Annotated in this window: 17 protein-coding genes; 6 read left to right on the top strand and 11 right to left on the bottom strand. The window is 63.8% G+C overall.

Annotated elements, in window-relative coordinates:
- Window positions 1-11: 11 nt before the first annotated feature.
- Entirely contained in the window at window positions 12-1,409 is a 1,398-nt protein-coding gene (locus LU688_RS26185; protein ID WP_094010971.1) for an FAD-binding oxidoreductase, read from the bottom strand.
- Between the two features lie 170 nt (window positions 1,410-1,579).
- Here LU688_RS26185 and serA point away from each other — a divergent pair, with 170 nt between their 5' ends.
- Window positions 1,580-2,809: a phosphoglycerate dehydrogenase gene (gene serA, locus LU688_RS26190; RefSeq protein ID WP_023629826.1), complete on the top strand. Its 1,230-nt coding sequence runs from the start codon at window positions 1,580-1,582 to the stop codon at window positions 2,807-2,809.
- 156 nt (window positions 2,810-2,965) lie between these two features.
- Here serA and LU688_RS26195 read toward each other — a convergent pair whose 3' ends face one another.
- Window positions 2,966-3,442 carry a DUF4399 domain-containing protein gene (locus LU688_RS26195; protein ID WP_094010970.1) on the bottom strand — a complete coding sequence of 159 codons (477 nt, stop codon included), beginning with the start codon at window positions 3,440-3,442 and terminating at the stop codon, window positions 2,966-2,968.
- A 227-nt stretch (window positions 3,443-3,669) separates the two neighbouring features.
- On the opposite strand from LU688_RS26195, the gene LU688_RS26200 reads away from it, so the two are divergent.
- On the top strand, window positions 3,670-4,152 hold the full coding sequence (locus tag LU688_RS26200) for a transporter substrate-binding domain-containing protein (protein WP_023632416.1): 483 nt from the start codon (window positions 3,670-3,672) through the stop codon (window positions 4,150-4,152).
- Between the two features lie 34 nt (window positions 4,153-4,186).
- Here LU688_RS26200 and LU688_RS26205 read toward each other — a convergent pair whose 3' ends face one another.
- Together LU688_RS26205 and LU688_RS26210 are read right to left on the bottom strand one after the other, a co-directional pair.
- The gene (locus LU688_RS26205; RefSeq protein WP_094010969.1) at window positions 4,187-4,684 is read right to left on the bottom strand and encodes a 2-thiouracil desulfurase family protein; all 498 of its coding nucleotides are present in this window, start codon (window positions 4,682-4,684) and stop codon (window positions 4,187-4,189) included.
- Window positions 4,671-5,294: a 2OG-Fe(II) oxygenase gene (locus tag LU688_RS26210; protein ID WP_094010968.1), complete on the bottom strand. Its 624-nt coding sequence runs from the start codon at window positions 5,292-5,294 to the stop codon at window positions 4,671-4,673. Before LU688_RS26210 ends, LU688_RS26205 begins: the two co-directional genes overlap by 14 nt.
- 121 nt (window positions 5,295-5,415) lie before the next feature.
- Here LU688_RS26210 and LU688_RS26215 point away from each other — a divergent pair, with 121 nt between their 5' ends.
- Window positions 5,416-6,168, top strand: a complete 753-nt coding sequence (locus tag LU688_RS26215; protein WP_038707001.1) for a DUF2059 domain-containing protein — start codon at window positions 5,416-5,418, stop codon at window positions 6,166-6,168.
- Window position 6,169: 1 nt separating this feature from the next.
- On the opposite strand, the gene bipL is transcribed toward LU688_RS26215, so the two are convergent.
- On the bottom strand, window positions 6,170-7,096 hold the full coding sequence (gene bipL / locus LU688_RS26220) for a phospholipase BipL (RefSeq protein ID WP_094010967.1): 927 nt from the start codon (window positions 7,094-7,096) through the stop codon (window positions 6,170-6,172).
- A 191-nt stretch (window positions 7,097-7,287) separates the two neighbouring features.
- Here bipL and LU688_RS26225 point away from each other — a divergent pair, with 191 nt between their 5' ends.
- Window positions 7,288-7,845 (top strand): DUF6436 domain-containing protein, encoded by a 558-nt coding sequence (locus LU688_RS26225; protein ID WP_094010966.1) that lies wholly within the window; start codon window positions 7,288-7,290, stop codon window positions 7,843-7,845.
- Here LU688_RS26225 and LU688_RS26230 read toward each other — a convergent pair.
- A complete protein-coding gene (locus LU688_RS26230; protein WP_232887955.1) occupies window positions 7,824-8,390 on the bottom strand; it encodes a sugar O-acetyltransferase in 567 nt (188 codons plus the stop codon). The two genes, LU688_RS26225 and LU688_RS26230, sit on opposite strands and share 22 nt — an antisense overlap.
- 88 nt (window positions 8,391-8,478) lie before the next feature.
- Between LU688_RS26230 and LU688_RS26235 the strand changes: the two genes are divergently transcribed.
- Together LU688_RS26235 and LU688_RS26240 are read left to right on the top strand one after the other, a co-directional pair.
- Window positions 8,479-10,842, top strand: a complete 2,364-nt coding sequence (locus LU688_RS26235) for a penicillin acylase family protein (protein ID WP_094010965.1) — start codon at window positions 8,479-8,481, stop codon at window positions 10,840-10,842.
- A gap of 47 nt (window positions 10,843-10,889) precedes the next feature.
- Window positions 10,890-11,708, top strand: coding sequence for an alpha/beta fold hydrolase (locus LU688_RS26240; protein ID WP_232887954.1), 819 nt, complete (start codon window positions 10,890-10,892; stop codon window positions 11,706-11,708).
- A 37-nt stretch (window positions 11,709-11,745) separates the two neighbouring features.
- Here the strand turns inward: LU688_RS26240 and LU688_RS26245 are convergent, their stop codons facing one another.
- From LU688_RS26245 to LU688_RS26265, 5 genes are all read right to left on the bottom strand, one after another.
- The gene (locus LU688_RS26245) at window positions 11,746-12,618 is read right to left on the bottom strand and encodes a transporter substrate-binding domain-containing protein (RefSeq protein ID WP_023631065.1); all 873 of its coding nucleotides are present in this window, start codon (window positions 12,616-12,618) and stop codon (window positions 11,746-11,748) included.
- Window positions 12,615-13,400, bottom strand: coding sequence for an amino acid ABC transporter ATP-binding protein (locus LU688_RS26250; RefSeq protein ID WP_094010963.1), 786 nt, complete (start codon window positions 13,398-13,400; stop codon window positions 12,615-12,617). Before LU688_RS26250 ends, LU688_RS26245 begins: the two co-directional genes overlap by 4 nt.
- Entirely contained in the window at window positions 13,397-14,056 is a 660-nt protein-coding gene (locus LU688_RS26255; protein WP_094010962.1) for an amino acid ABC transporter permease, read from the bottom strand. Before LU688_RS26255 ends, LU688_RS26250 begins: the two co-directional genes overlap by 4 nt.
- Complete coding sequence (locus tag LU688_RS26260) at window positions 14,037-14,702, bottom strand: amino acid ABC transporter permease (protein WP_023630800.1); 666 nt, start codon at window positions 14,700-14,702, stop codon at window positions 14,037-14,039. The genes LU688_RS26255 and LU688_RS26260 overlap by 20 nt, the downstream gene beginning before the upstream one ends.
- Before the next feature lie 467 nt (window positions 14,703-15,169).
- Window positions 15,170-15,955: a MetQ/NlpA family ABC transporter substrate-binding protein gene (locus LU688_RS26265; RefSeq protein ID WP_094010961.1), complete on the bottom strand. Its 786-nt coding sequence runs from the start codon at window positions 15,953-15,955 to the stop codon at window positions 15,170-15,172.
- Window positions 15,956-16,097 lie beyond the last annotated feature (142 nt).

Below are 16,097 nucleotides of genomic sequence, written 5' to 3' on the forward strand. Positions count from 1 at the left end.
AACACTGCTTTTTATTCGGGAGCGAAGATCTTACCCGGATTCATGATGCCGTTCGGGTCGAACACCGCCTTGATCGCCTTCATGCAGGCGATTTCTTCCGGTGAGCGGCTGTAGCCCAGGTAATCGCGTTTGGTCATGCCCACGCCGTGCTCGGCGGAGATCGAGCCGTTGTAACGCTCGACGATCTCGAACACCCACTTGTTGACCTTGGCGCAGGAGGCGAAGAAGTCATCCTTGCTCATATGGTCGGGCTTGAGGATGTTCAGGTGCAGGTTGCCGTCGCCGATATGGCCGTACCAGACCACCTCGTAGTCGGGATAATGCTCGCCGACGATGGCGTCGATGTCGCGCAGGAACGCCGGCACTTTCGAGACGGTGACAGAGATGTCGTTCTTGTACGGTGTCCAGTGGGAGATGGTCTCGGACAGGTACTCGCGCAGCTTCCACAGGTTCTTCAGCTGGGTGTCGCTCTGGCTCATCACCCCGTCCAGCACCCAGCCCTGCTCGACGCAGTGCTCGAAGGTGGCCAGGGCTTCGTTGGCCACCTCATCGGTGCTGGCTTCGAACTCCAGCAGGGCATAGAACGGGCAGTCGGTTTCGAATGGCGCGGGCACATCACCCCGGGCGAGGATCTTGGCCAGGCCCTTGTCGGAAAAGAACTCGAAGGCGGTGAGGTCGAGCTTGCCCTGGAAGGCGTGCAGCACTGGCATGATCGCGTCGAAGTCAGGCGTGCCCAGCACCATCGCCGTAAGGTTGCGCGGCGCACGGTCCAGGCGCATGGTCGCCTCCACCACGAACCCCAGGGTGCCTTCGGCGCCGATGAACAGTTGGCGCAGGTCGTAGCCGGTGGCGTTCTTGATCAGGTCCTTGTTCAGCTCGAGCAGCTCGCCCTTGCCGGTGACCACCTTCAGCCCGGCCACCCAGTTGCGGGTCATGCCGTAGCGAATCACCTTGATCCCGCCGGCATTGGTGCCGATATTGCCGCCGACCTGGCTGGAACCGGAAGAGGCGAAGTCCACCGGATAGTACAGCCCCTGATCCTCGGCGAACTGCTGAAGCTGCCGGGTTACCACGCCCGGCTGGCACACGACGGTTCTATCGAACTCATTGAAGGCGAGGATCTGGTTCATGTAGTCGAAGGCGACCACCACCTCGCCATGGGCGGCCACGGCAGCGCCCGACAACCCTGTACGCCCGCCCGATGGCACCAAGGCGACCTTGTGCCGGTTGGCCCAGCGCACGATGGCCTGGACTTGCTCGATGGTTTTAGGGAAGACGATCGCGCTGGGCGCTGGCGGGTAGTGCTTGGTCCAGTCCTTGCCGTAGGCATCGAGCGAGGCTGGGTCGGTGAGGACCTTGCCAGGGTCGACCAGGGTCATCAGTTCATCAATTACCACGGACTGGGTCATCGCTGGAACTCTCGACTTATTCATAGTCACCCTGAGCACGCTTCACCTGTCGGGATGGGCTCAGATTGTGTCGCGTATGCTAGCATAGCCCTCCCGCTGTTCGTGCTAAGGCCGACGCCGCGCCGCTTCACCCCCCTCGCCATTTTTCTCCGGGATACAGGTTTACGCAGATGAGCAAGACTTCTCTCGACAAGAGCAAGATCAGGTTCCTTCTTCTTGAAGGCGTCCACCAGAATGCGGTGGATATCCTCAAGGCTGCCGGGTACAGCAACATCGAGTACCTCACTGGCTCGCTGCCGGATGCAGAGCTGAAGGAAAAGATCGCCGATGCCCACTTCATCGGCATCCGCTCGCGCACCCAGCTGACCGAAGAGGTCTTCGACTGTGCGAAGAAACTGGTTGCGGTCGGCTGTTTCTGCATCGGCACCAACCAGGTCGACCTGAGCGCGGCCCGCAACCGCGGCATCGCGGTGTTCAACGCACCGTACTCCAACACCCGTTCGGTGGCCGAACTGGTGCTGGCCGAAGCCATCCTGTTGCTGCGCGGCATCCCCGAGAAGAACGCCTCCTGCCACCGCGGTGGCTGGATCAAGAGCGCGGCCAACTCCTTCGAGATCCGCGGCAAGAAACTGGGCATCGTCGGCTACGGCTCGATCGGTACCCAGCTGTCGGTGCTGGCCGAGGGCCTGGGCATGCAGGTCTACTTCTACGACCCGCTGACCAAGCTGCCGCTGGGCAACGCCACCCAGGTCACCAGCCTGAACGAACTGCTGGGCCTGGCTGACATCGTCTCGCTGCACGTTCCTGAGCTGCCGTCCACCCAGTGGATGATCGGCGAGAAGGAAATCCGTGCGATGAAGAAAGGCGCGATCCTGATCAACGCCGCCCGTGGCACCGTGGTCGAGTTGGACCACCTGGCCGCCGCGATCAAGGACAAGCACCTGATCGGCGCCGCCATCGACGTGTTCCCGGTCGAGCCACGCTCCAACGACGAAGAGTTCGAGAGCCCGCTGCGCGGCCTGGACAACGTGATCCTGACTCCGCACATCGGTGGTTCCACCGCCGAAGCCCAGGCTAACATCGGCCTGGAAGTTGCCGAGAAGCTGGTCAAGTACAGCGACAACGGGACCTCGGTGTCGTCGGTCAACTTCCCGGAGGTCGCGCTGCCGGCCCACCCGGGCAAGCACCGCCTGCTGCACATCCACGAAAACATCCCGGGCGTGCTCAGCGAGATCAACAAGGTGTTCGCCGAGAACGGTATCAACATCTCCGGTCAGTTCCTGCAGACCGACGAAAAAGTGGGTTACGTAGTCATCGACGTCGATGCCGAGTACTCCGATCTGGCCCAGGAAAAACTGCAGCATGTGAAGGGCACTATTCGCTCGCGCGTACTGTTCTGAGTTTGCCGGCTGCATGAAGAAGGGAGGCCCTGGTGGCCTCCCTTTTTCGTTGTTGCGATCTTGTAGGAGCGGCTTCAGCCGCGATCACCCGCGAAAGCGGGTGCCAAGCACCGCGGTATCTAGTTCGCGATTGAAGTCGCACCTACAGGTTCAGCATCACTTGACGTTGACGGTGATCTTCTGCGACTCGACGCTCGGTTTGAACGGCACGTGATACTTGTCGCCCAGCACAAGTTGCAGGGTGTGCTTGCCTGGGGTGAGGGTGATGGTCGCCTCGGTCTGCGCCTTGCCGAAGTGCAGTACTTGCGGGCCGGCCGGCAGGGGGGCGTTGTTCTCCGGCATCAGGCTGGTCGGCAGCGGCATGTCGGCGACCGGGGCCTTGTCCACATCCACCAGCAGGTGGTGATGCCCAGTGTGCGGGGTCTGGTCACCCGCTGGCTTGAGGCCCATGCCCTCGATACCGAACTTGACGGTGAAGGTCTTGTCGACCGTGGCCCCGTCGGCGGGGGAAACGATGAAGACCTTGGCGCCCTGCGGTGGCTGCTGGCTCTTCAGCGCATCCGCAGCACTGGCGAACACCGACGCCCCCATCAGCAGACCGGCAACGGCAGCACGCGAAAATAGGCTTTTCATTCACTTCTCCTGTGATTCACTTCAATTGACCGCTATCACTTAAACGAAGCACAGCGGTACTTCACCATAGTCCAACCAACCAGGCAGAGGTTCAAAAACAACGGCAGAAATATTTCAGGCCGGCGTAAACATTAACGCGGCTACACGGTCATAGGCTGCGTTCGACCGCGGCAGAAAAGAAAGCCTCGGCGAATGACATTCACCTGCCGAACAAGAAAGGGGCACTCATGCGTTTGACCATTGGCATTCTGTTGGCGGTATTGTTCAGCCCACTGGCCCAGGCCGAACTGATCGACGAAATCAACGACCGTGGCGAACTGCGCATTGCCGTGCTGAGCGATTCACCACCTTATGCGTTCAAGGAAGACGAACACCTGACCGGTTTCGAGATCGAGTTGGGCCAGGCCCTGGCCAAGGAGCTGGATGTGCGGGCCGAGTTCGTCGAGACCGCAGCCGAAGAGGTGCTGCCCGGGGTGGAGAGCGGCAAGTTCGACATGGCCTTCAACAAGCAAGACGTCGAACCTAGCGACCAACTCGACACCATTCGGACCCTGGCCAGCCAGAATCTGGTGATTCCGTACCTGAAGGACAATCCAGCCTTCGAGACGGCTCTGAACAATGCCCTGCAACGGATCAAGGACGACGGCCGCCTGGCTGACCTGGAAAGCAAATGGCTCAAGGGTTCCAAGCAGGCGAGCGCCGGACAGTAACACCGCATCGCGGGGCAGCGGGCTTGCCCCGCGATCAGATCTGGCTCAACGCTCGCTGCGCCTCTTCCAGCTCCAGCTCGCTGAACACCTGCACCCCTTCGCGCCGCAACAAGGCCGTGGTCACGCCCTCACCCGCCACCTTCACACCGCTGAAACTGCCGTCATAGGTCTGCAGATTGCCACACGAGGGGCTGCCCGACTTGAGCACCGCCACACGGATGCCATGCCGGCGCACCAGTTCCAGCGCCAGGCGGGCCCCGGCGAGAAAGGCGTCGCTGACATCGTCGCCGGTCACCGTCAGCACCTGTGCCTGCCCGTCCAGCACCGCCCCGCCCTGCCCACCGGGTATCTCAGCGGGCGGTCGCGGTGTCGGCAAGCCACCGGCAACCTCCGGGCACAGTGGCACCACCCTGCCTTCAGCCTGCCAACGCTGCAATACATCGGGATGGCCACTGGCACGCCCGTCATAGCGCACCGGCTGGCCCAGCAGGCAGGCGCTGACCAGTACCTTCGGCAGCTCAGAACGGCTCATTGCCACGGCGCCGGAACCAACCGGTCAACGACAGGCGTTCACGCCCTGCCGGCAGTACCTCATGCGGGACCTCACCCGACAGGAACACCACCAGGCTGCCGGCCAATGGCGCCACGTCGTGCTCGACATCGCCCTTCAGGAACATGCGCAATTGTCCACCGTCCTTCGGCTGCCAACCCTCGTTGAGGTACAGCACGGCCGACACCATGCGCCGGTCATCGTCGCGGAAGCGGTCGAGATGGCGCTTGTAGAAGGCGCCCGGCGGATAGAGGGCAAAGTGGCACTCGAAGTCCTCCAGCCCCAGGAACAATCCCTGGTTGATGGCCTGGCGCAGGCTGTCCATCGCCCCCAGGTAGCGGTCGCAGACCTCCGATTCACCGGGGTCGATCCACTGGATCTGGTCGCCACGGATCGCCTCGCGGATCTCCTGCGCGGCGCCACGGCCGATGCCGGCGGGGTTCAGCTCACCCTCGGCGTAACGACGACGGCATTCGGCCGCCAGCGCGCGCGACAGTTCGTCGGGCAGGAAGAGGGGTTGCTGCGACCAACCACGGGTGGCCAGGTCATCGACGATGGTCGACAGCAGCGGATGTTCGGAAGGTATGTGCATGGCGCATCATAGCCATTCGGCCATCGCTCGCACAGCGCCACTTGGTCAGGAAGCGCCGCTGGCGACTCGACAAAGCCCCGCCACGCCAAGGACAATAGCGGCCTGCCGACAGGAGTCCTGAATGCGCCGTCTGTTTTCCCTGCTTCTGCTGATGATCTGCACCATGCCTGTCTGGGCAGACACCCTCGATCAGCTGTACAAGGTCGCCGGCTGGCCCGACCAGCGCGCCCATTTCAACGATGCCGTGAGCGCCGCCCAGCAGCGCTACCGCAATAGCCTGCCGCCTGCCGTCTACCAGGCGCTGGTCAACAACAGCAACCAACGGTTCCAGGCCCAGGCCATGGACCAACGGGCCCAGGCACAACTGCGCGCCAACCTGCCCAACCCCTCGCCAGCCCTGGCCTTCTTCCAGTCACCGCTGGGGCGCAAGGTCGTGGCCGCCGAACTGCTTGCCACGCGCAAGGATCAACTGGCCAAGCACGCCAAGGGCTTGCCGAAAATCCAGGCCAGCGACAACCGCGTGCTGATCGTCGGCCACCTGGCCCAGGCCCTGCCCGCCCGCGAGGCCGGCGCCGAGGTCAGCCTGGCGATCGCCGGCGTGGCGGCCGACAGCCTGAGCTCGATGTTGCCCGGCCTGTTCGGCGGCGGCCAGGCCCAGAACCTGCTCGATGGCCAGCGCCAGCGGTTGATGAACCAGGTGGGCGAGGACCTGAACAACACGTTGTTGTACGTCTATCGCGACCTGTCGGACGCCGAGCTCGAGCAGTTCGCCACCTTCGCCGAATCGACGGACGGCCAGGCCTACTACAAGGCCGCGGTGGCCGCGATTCGCGCCGCCCTGGCCGTGGGCCAGAACGCCGCCAACCTGAAGTGAGTCAGCCCAGGCGCTGGCCGATGAACTCGAAGTAGCGCTGGCGGATGCCGGGCAGCTCGTTGGCCAGGTGATGCCGCGCCTCGGGCAGCATGAGGATCTGCGGCTCGGCAAACTTGGCCTTGAGCACCTTGAGGTTGTACGGCCAATCCACCGTACCGTCCGCCTCGCCCTGCACGATCAGCGGCCGCCGCGTACTCCTGGGCGCGGCTTCGATGCGCCGGACCCACTTCATCAACGCACCGACCCAGGCGGTCGGCAGACGCCGTGGTTGTAGCGGGTCGGCTTCGAGGAAGGGCAGGAAGGCCGGGTCATTGGTGTTCTCGCTGAAGCGCCGCTCGATGCCGTTGACGAAGTGGCGCAGCACCCGGTAGCTCAGCTTCGACCAGCCCCAGGCACGCGGGCGCACCAGGGGGGCCAACAAGATCACCTCGCCGTCGACAGGGCTGCTTTCACCCTGATGCAACAGGTGGTCGACCACGATCGCCCCACCGGTGCTTTGGCCACAGAGATGCCAGGGCCGTGGCAGGTCGAGCAAGCGGGCCTGTTCGAACAGGGCCTCGAGCACCTGCTGGTAGATGCCGAAATCATCGATGCTGGCCCGCTCGCCACTGGACAGGCCATGCCCCGGCAGGTCGCAGCCGATCACGGCGTAGCCGCGCCCCAGGGCCCATTCGATCACGTGGCGGTACAAGCCCATGTGATCGTAGTAGCCATGCAGCAGGAACAACGTCGCCTGTGGCCGCTCGGGCAGCCAGACCTGGCCGACCAGGTCGAAGCCCGCCACCTGGAAGCCACCCAGCCAACTGTGCGCGGACAGACCCAGGCCGTAGAAGCCCTGGTAGGCCTGGCCCTGGGTGGATAGCAGGTGGCGATCGGCAAGGGGCGACAGGCTGGCGCGCAGCAGGTCGGGGTGGAAACTGGCGGGCATCGGTACATCCAGAGTGAAGCAAGTATTGATCTGCGATATTCAGCTCTGGGCCGCGTCATGGCAAGCTTGCTGCCTTTCTCAACGAAACACGCGACCTCGTGGGAGCGGGCTTGCCCCGCGATAGCGATGCTGGCTTCACCGCAGCCATCGCGGGACAAGCCCGCTCCTGCAGGTACCGCGACCGGGCCCCTATGGCGAAGCGACTTCTGATATTCCTTGCACTGCTGCTCTGCGCTGCCACCGCCTGGTGGGCCTACGACAGCTTCCAGTCCCGTTACCTGCGTCCGTTCGACAACCAGGCCACCTTCTTCGACGGCAGCCAACTGCGCCTCCCAGCCGAACTGGCCGGCCCGGGCCCGATCCGCGTGGTGCATTTCTGGGACCCGGCCTGCCCATGCAATGTCGGCAACCAGCAACACCTGGGCGAACTGGTCGAGCACTTCGCACCGCTCGGGGTCAGCTTCCATGTCGTGCAAAAGCCTGGCAGCCACGGCCAACTGCCGGCCAACCTGGGAACACTCAAGCCCCTGGCCAGCCTGCCCGGCAGCGAGCACCTGCCCGCCAGCCCCGCCGTGGCGATCTGGGACCACGACGGCAACCTCGCCTACTTCGGCCCCTACAGCGAAGGCGCGGTATGCAACTCGAGCAACAGTTTCATCGAGCCGATCCTCAAGGCCTTGGCACAAGGGCGTCGGGTGCAGGCCTCGAATACCCTGGCGGTCGGCTGCTATTGCCCCTGGATCGATTGACGCACCCGCGCCGGATTACCCACCACCACCGCTCCCGCCGGCACATCCCGGGTCACCACGCTGCCGGCGCCGACCACGACGTTATCACCGATGGTCACCCCAGGCAGGATGATCGCCCCGCCGCCAATCCAGACGTTGTCGCCGATGATCACCGGGCGCCCGCTTTCCAGGCCACTGCGGCGCAGCGCCGGGTCCAGCGGGTGGTCGGCGGTGTAGATCTGCACCGCCGGGGCGATCTGGCAGTCGGCGCCGATGCGCACCGGCAGCACGTCGAGGATCACGCAGTTGAAGTTCATGAAGGTGTTGGCGCCCACGCTGATGTTGTAGCCGTAGTCACAGTGGAACGGCGGCCGGATCACCACGCCTTCGCCCACGCTGGCGAAATGCGCCTTCAACAAATCATGACGCGCTTCGTTGGGTTGCTCGACGCTGCCGTTGTAGCGGTGCAACCACTGCCGGTTGGCCGCCTGATCGGCTTGCAGCTCGGGGCAGCCGGCATGGTAGAGCTGGCCTGCCAGCATTTTCTGTTTTTCGCTCAGGGACATGGAAACTCCTTTCGGGGGGCTATGCTCAGTTCGCGAATCCGCCGATGATCGGACCACATTCTTTCGCTCGAGTGCACAAGGAGTCTCGATGAAGCGCAGCCTGACCTTGCTGGCGGTGGTGATCGCCGTGGCCGCCGCGGGCGGCGGTTACTGGTACGTGCAGGGCAAGCAGCCCCAGCGAGATGGCGAAGCGGCCATCAACGGCTTGCAGGCGCCGGTCAGCGTGCGCTTCGATGCCCGTGGCGTGCCGCACCTGCAGGCGCAGAACGAGCAGGACCTGTACCGCGCCCTCGGCTACGTGCAAGCACAGGACCGTCTGTTCCAGATGGAGATCATGCGCCGCCTGGCGCGCGGCGAGCTGGCCGAGGTGCTGGGCGAGAAGTTGCTGCCCACCGATACCCTGTTCCGCAGCCTGCGCATTCGCGACCAGGCGGCCTTGATGGTGCAGCGCCAGGACCGCCAGTCACCGGCCTGGCAGGCGCTGCAGGCCTACCTGGACGGCATCAACCAGTGGCAGGCCAGCCACCCCAAGCCGATGGAGTTCGACCTGCTCGGCATCACGCCGCGCCCCTTCACCGCCGAGGACACCCTGAGCATTGCCGGCTACCTCGCCTACAGTTTCGCCGCCGCGTTCCGCACCGACCCGGCGCTGACCTACATTCGCGATCAGCTCGGCCCCGAGTACCTGAAGATCTTCGACCTCGACTGGCAGCCCGACGGCGCCGTGGCCACGCCGCTGGCCGCCGCCGACTGGCGCAGCCTGGAGCAGTTGGCGCGGCTCAGCCACGAGGCCCTGGGCGATGCGGGTATTCCGCAGTTCGAGGGCAGCAACGCCTGGGCCGTGGCCGGCAGCCATACCCGCAGCGGCCGGCCACTGCTGGCGGGTGACCCGCACATCAGCTTCGCGGTGCCGGCGATCTGGTACGAAGCCGAGTTGTCGGCGCCAGGCTTCAACCTGTATGGCTACTTCCAGGCGCTCAACCCGTTCGCCCTGCTCGGCCACAACCGCGACTTCGGCTGGAGCCTGACCATGTTCCAGAACGACGACGTCGACCTGATCGCGGAGCGGACCAATCCGCAGAACCCCGAGCAGGTGATGGTCGATGGCCGCTGGCAGTCGCTGGAAAAGACCGAGCAGCAGATCGCGGTCAAGGATGCGCAGCCGGCCAGCATCACCTTGCGCCGCTCACCCCACGGTCCGATCGTCAATAGCGTGCTCGGCGACACCGCCGGCCCGACGCCCATCGCCATGTGGTGGGCCTTCCTGGAAACCGAGAACCCGATACTCGAGGGCTTCTACCAGATCAACCGCGCCGACACCCTGGACAAGATGCGCGAGGCGGCAAGCAAGATCCAGGCGCCAGGGTTGAACCTCGTATGGGCCAATGCCCGTGGCGACATCGGCTGGTGGGCGGCGGCGCGCCTGCCGATCCGCCCGGATGGCGTCAACCCGGCGTTCATCCTCGACGGGGGCAGCGGCCAGGCCGCCAAGCCGGGGTTCTACCCGTTCAGTGCCAATCCACAGCAGGAGAACCCGGCCAACGGCTATATCGTCTCGGCCAATTACCAACCACCGGGCGCACTGCCCGTGCCCGGCTACTACAACCTGGCCGACCGAGGACGCCAGCTCGATCGCCTGTTACGCGACCCGGACATCAAGTGGGACACCCAGAACAGCCAGGCCTTGCAGCTGGACACCAGCACCGACTATGGCCCGCGTACCCTGGCACCGCTGCTCGGCACCTTGCGCAACGTCGCCCAGGGCGACGAAGAGAAAGAACTGGTCGAGCAGCTGGCGGCCTGGCGCGGCGACTACCCGCTGGACTCCACCAGCGCCACGCTGTTCAACCAGTTCCTCTACGAGCTGGCGTTCGCCGCCCTGCACGACGAGCTGGGCGACACCTGGTTCCCGGTGCTGATCAGTACCCGTGCCATCGACGCCGCGCTGCCTCGCCTGGCTGGCGACCCTCAATCACCGTGGTGGAATCTGCGCGGTAGCAACGAACACACCGATCGCAACGCCATCGTGCGCCTGGCCTGGCAGCGCAGCCTCAAGCACCTGCGCGAGACCTTCGGCAAGGATCCGGCCAGCTGGCAGTGGGGCAAGGCCCATACCCTCACCCATAACCATCCGCTGGGCGTGAAGAAGCCGCTGAACCTGTTGTTCAATGTCGGGCCCTACGCCGCGCCCGGGACCCATGAGGTGCCGAACAACCTGTCGGCGAAAATCGGACCGGCGCCCTGGCCGGTCACCTACGGGCCATCCACCCGCCGCCTGATCGACTTCGCCGACGCCGGCGCCGCGCTGACCATCAACCCGGTCGGACAGAGTGGCGTGCCGTTCGACCGGCACTATGGCGACCAGGCCGAGGACTACATCGAGGGGCGCTATCACAAGGCGCGGATGGGGGTGATTCCGGCGCAAAGCACGCTGCGGCTGATGCCCAGATAGAAACCGGGGCCGCACAGCGGCCCTCTCGCAATCCATGAGGTCACGCAATGCAGAAACACTTCATCGAGATCGACGGAGCACGCATGAGCTATGTCGACCAGGGCCATGGCTTCCCAGTGCTGCTGGGCCACAGCTACCTGTGGTCGTCCGCCATGTGTCAACCGCAGATCGACGCCCTGTCACGGCACTTCCGGGTCATCGTGCCTGAGCTGTGGGGGCACGGCGATTCCACAGCCCCGCCCGCCAGTACCGTCGACATGGCCGCCCTGGCTCGCCAGCACCTGGCGTTGCTCGATGCCCTGGATATCCAGAAGTGCCACCTGGTCGGGCTGTCGGTTGGCGGCATGTGGGGCGCGCAGTTGGCCGTCGACCACCCTGAACGAGTCGACCGCCTGGTGCTGATGGACACCTACCTGGGGGCCGAGCCCGAGGCGACGCGGCTGAAGTATTTCGGTTTGCTGGATGCGGCAAGCAAAGCGGGAGCCCTCATCGACCCGTTGCTGGACGTCGTGGTGCCGATCTTCTTCCATGCCGGTGGCCAGACGGTGCCCGAGGTGCGCGAGTCCTTCCGTGCGGACCTCAAGGCAAGCAGCGCCGAAACCATCCGCGACAGCCTCGACCCGATGGGCCGGGTGATCTTCGGCCGGCCAGACCTGCTGGCGCGACTCGGTGAACTGCCGGGAGAGCGGACCATCGTGCTCTGTGGCGACCAGGACATCCCAAGGCCACCGGCGGAGTCCGCCGAGATGGCGCAGTTGATTGGATGCCTGGCGGCACAGATTCCATTCGCCGGGCATATCTCCAGCCTGGAGAATCCGCAGGTGGTGAATGATTTCCTGTTGAACTGGTTACCGCGCAATTGCTGAGACCGGAGGGGGCCGCTGTGCGGCCCCGTTCAGATAATCAACCCTGCCACTTGCCGCCCTCGACGATCACGCTCTCAGGCTTGGTATCGTCGCTCAGTTCCTTGCGCACGTACTGGTCGTACAGCTTGAGCAAGAACTTCTCCTCGCCGAGCTTGGCCAGTTCGGTGTTCACCCAATCGCGCAACTCGGTATTGCCCTTCTTCACCGCCGGGGCGATCGGTGCTTCATCACCCAGCAGCTGTGGCAGCACGCGGTAGCCCGGGTTCTGCTTGGCCCAGCTGAACAGGATCAGGTTGTCCTGGGCATAGGCATCACCCCGACCGTTGGCCAACGCGGCCAGCGACTCGGTGTTCTTCTCGAACTTGAGCAGTTTCCAGTCCGGGTGGGTCTTGGTCAGCCAGATGTCGGCGGTGGTGCCGGTGGTGACGATGATGGTCTTGTCGGCCAGGTCGTCGAGCTTCTGCACCGGACTGCCGTCGGCGACGATGGCCTGCACCGCCACGCGCAGGTTGGGGTTGGTGAAGTCCACGGCCTCCTTGCGTTCCGGGGTGACGGTCATGTTGGCGAGAATCAGGTCGACCTTGTCGCTCTGCAGGAACGGGATGCGGCTGGCAGGCTCGACGGCGACGAACTCGACCTTGTTCTCGTCGCCCAGCAGGTCCTTGGCGAAGCGCCGGCCGATGTCGGTGTCGAAGCCCACGTAGCGGCCGCTTTCATCGACGAAGCCGAACGGTGGCTTGTCGGTGAACACGCCGACGATCAGTTTGTCGCGGGCCTTGATGGTTTCCAGGTAGCTGCTGGGCGGCGAGGCGGCGGCGGGCTTGGCCGGATCTTCGGATTTGTTGCAGCCGGCCAGCAGGGCCAGGCCCAACAATGGCGCGAGCAGTTTGGCGAACGGGGCAGTCTTCATGACAGTTCCTTGTGCAATGGCTTAGACAGTGTCTTGGGCAGGCTTTCGACGAACGAGAATTTCTCCAGGAACTGCTGCGCGCGTGCGGTCTGCGGTTGAGTGAAGAAGCGCTCAGGGTGGTTCTGTTCAAGGATCCTGCCGGCCTCCATGAACACGATGCGGTCGGCCACCGCGCGGGCGAAGGCCATTTCGTGAGTGACGATGAGCAGGGTCATGCCTTCGCGGGCCAGACCCTGGATCACCTGCAGCACCTCCTTGACCATCTCCGGGTCGAGGGCGGCGGTGACCTCATCGAAGAGCATCACCTGTGGGTTCATGCATAACGAACGGACAATGGCGATGCGTTGCTGCTGACCACCGGAGAGCTGGCGCGGGAACGCGTCACGCTTGTCCAGCAGCCCTACCCGGGCCAGCAAAGCCTCGGCCTGGGCCTGGGCCTCGTGGCGTTCGCGCTTCTGCACCTTCAGCGGCCCCAGCAGCAGGTTGTCGATCACGCTCATGTGGCCGAACAGGTGGTAGCTCTGGAACACCATGCCGACCCGTTGGCGCACCTGGCGCCAGTCGGTGTCGGGGCCGAGCAACTCCTGGCCGTCGAGGCGCAGGCTGCCGCCCTGGGCCTCTTCCAGGCCGTTGAGGCAGCGCAGCAGGGTGCTCTTGCCGCAGCCGCTGGGGCCGAGGATCACCACCACCTCGCCGGCCTGGACCGCGAGGTCGACATCCTTGAGCACCTGGTGCTGGCCGAAGAACTTGTTGAAGCCTTGGAATTCGATCAATGGATTCATGCGTGGGCCCAGCGCCGCTCCAGCACGCGGGAGGCGGCTGACAGCGGATAGCAGACAAGAAAGAAGAACAGGAACAGCGCGCCGTAGATCAGCACCGACTCGTAGGTGCGTTCGATGATCTGCTGCCCCGCCTTGATCACTTCGACCACACCGATCAGCACCGCCAGCGAGCTGGTCTTGATGATCCGCGTGTAGATATTGATGGTCGGCGGGGTCATGCGCTTGAGCGCCTGGGGCAGCAGCACATAGGCATACAGCTGCCAGCCGCCCAGGCCGATAGACAACCCCGCCTCGCGCTGACCGCGTGGCAGCGACTGCAAGGCACCGCGCACCACCTCGCCGACCTCGCTGGCGCCCCACAGGCCCAGCACCAGCACCGCGCACCAAAAGCTGGGGATGCTCAGGCCGAAGAAGATCGGCAAGCCGAAGAACACCAGGTACAGCCAGACCAGCACCGGAATCGCCCGGAACAGCTCCAGGTACACCTGCAGCAGGATATTTAGCCAACGGCTACCGAGTGTCGCCAGCACGCCGTAGAGCACGCCGCCCAAGGTGGCGAACAGGATGCCCAGGGCCGAGATCGCCAGGGTCTGCCCGGCGCCCATGGCCAGTTGCGGCAGCGAAACCAACAGCAGCTCAATGCCCGAACTGGCCATGTTGCAGCCTCCGTTCCAGGTAGCGCAGCAGCAGCGACAGCGGCAGGAAGATCAGCACGCAGAGCAGGGTCAGCACGGCGAGCATTTCGTAGGTCTTGTAGTACAGGGCGATGTAGTTCTTGGTGGTGTAGAGAATCTCCGGCACCGCCACCGCCGAAACCACGGTGGTTTCCTTGAGCAGGAAGACGAAATTGGCGAACAGTGCCGGCAGGCTGAGGATGCCGGCCTGGGGCAGGATCACATGTCGCAGCAGCTGGCCCTCGGAAAGGCCGATGGAGCGCCCGGACTCCAGTTGCGCCCGCGGCACGGCCTCGACCCCGGCGCGCAGTACCTCGGTGAGGTAGGCACCGCCCATGAACGTCAGGGTGATGATCGCGGCAGCGAAGCCGGATACCTTCACCCCCAGGCTCGGCAAGGCGAAGTAGACGAAGAACAGTTGGATCAGCAACGGAGTGTTGCGGGCCAGCTCCACGTAGCCCTTGACCAGGCGCCACAGGTAGGGCGTTCGCAATACCAGGATCGTCGCGTTGAGCAGCGCCACCAGCAATGAGGTGGCGATTGCGATCGCCCCGACTTGCAAGGTCACGCCAACGGCCTTGAAGAAGGCCGGCAGTGTGCTAAGCATGAAAGCGGTGTCGAAGCTCATGGAAAGGGCCTCGGCACGGGGTCACGAAGGTACGGCATGGGAAGGTCCAGGGTCGGCACGAGGGTTGCTCGGCGTCGTTTCACGAATAGTGGCGCTGTGCCGGTAAGCACGATTCATAGACTCTAAAGGCATAAAAATATTTTTATAAATATCTTTATCGCATATCTATATCACCACCCCGTGACGCTCTGAAATTTCCTTCACCAAACGCGGATCTTTCCGAGAATTTTCCCCTCCAAGGGATTTCAAACTGTGACTTGCACGGCCCATCACATTCAACAAGGAAGACAACGATGAACAGCCCCTGCTTGCCTGCTTCGAACGAACAACTGCTGTGGCTCCTGGCGCTGCGCCGGGCCCTGGCCAGTCAGCGCTGAAGCGCCACTACTGGCTGCCCCCTCTTCAAGCCAGCCCAAACAAAAACGCCGACGCAAAATGCGTCGGCGTTTTTCGTACCAGGTCGCGTATCAGAACGCCGGCAGTACCGCACCGCTGTATTTCTTCTCGATGAATGCCTTCACTTCCGGGCTGGTCAGCGCCTTGGCCAGCTTCTGGATGGCCGCGCTGTCCTTGTTGTCCGGGCGGGCAACCAGGAAGTTCACGTATGGCGAATCGCTGCCTTCGATCACCAGGGCGTCCTTGGCCGGGTTCAGGCCGGCTTCAAGCGCATAGTTGGTGTTGATCATGTCCAGGTCGACCTGATCCAGCACACGCGGGAGCATGGCCGATTCAAGCTCCTTGAACTTGAGCTTCTTCGGGTTCTCGGCGATGTCCTTCGGCGTGGCCAGGGCGTTCTTCGGATCCTTCAGGGTAATCAGCCCAGCCTTCTGCAGCAGCAGCAGGGCACGGCCACTGTTGCTGCCTTCGTTGGGGATGGCCACGGTCGCGCCGTCCTTCAGCTCGGCCAGGCTCTTGACCTTCTTCGAGTAGCCACCAAACGGTTCGACGTGCACGCCGATCACGGTCTCCAGGTGGGTGCCCTTGCCTTCGTTGAAGTTCTTCAGGTACGGCAGGGTCTGAAAGTAGTTGGCGTCCAGGCGCTTCTGGTCGACCTGCACGTTGGGCTGGACGTAGTCGGTGAAGACCTTGATCTCCAGGTCCACGCCTTCCTTGGCCAGGGTCGGCTTGATCAGTTCGAGGATTTCCGCGTGCGGCACAGGCGTGGCGGCGACCACCAGTTTTTCAGCGGCGTTGGCGAGGCCCGCGAACGACAGGGCGGCGGCCAGGGCGGTGGTCAGCAGGGTCTTTTTCATGGTGATCCTTGTTCTATAGCTGGGCCATCGCAGATGGCGAGTCGGGTGCCCATCCGTTCGGGTGGGCGTGAACCGGACAATACCGATTATTTTTATTCCGTAACAATATCTTTTACTTAGCTGCTTATTCCAAAAACAAATC

Source organism: Pseudomonas soli (genome assembly GCF_021283165.2).
Taxonomy (GTDB): Bacteria; Pseudomonadota; Gammaproteobacteria; order Pseudomonadales; family Pseudomonadaceae; genus Aquipseudomonas; species Aquipseudomonas soli.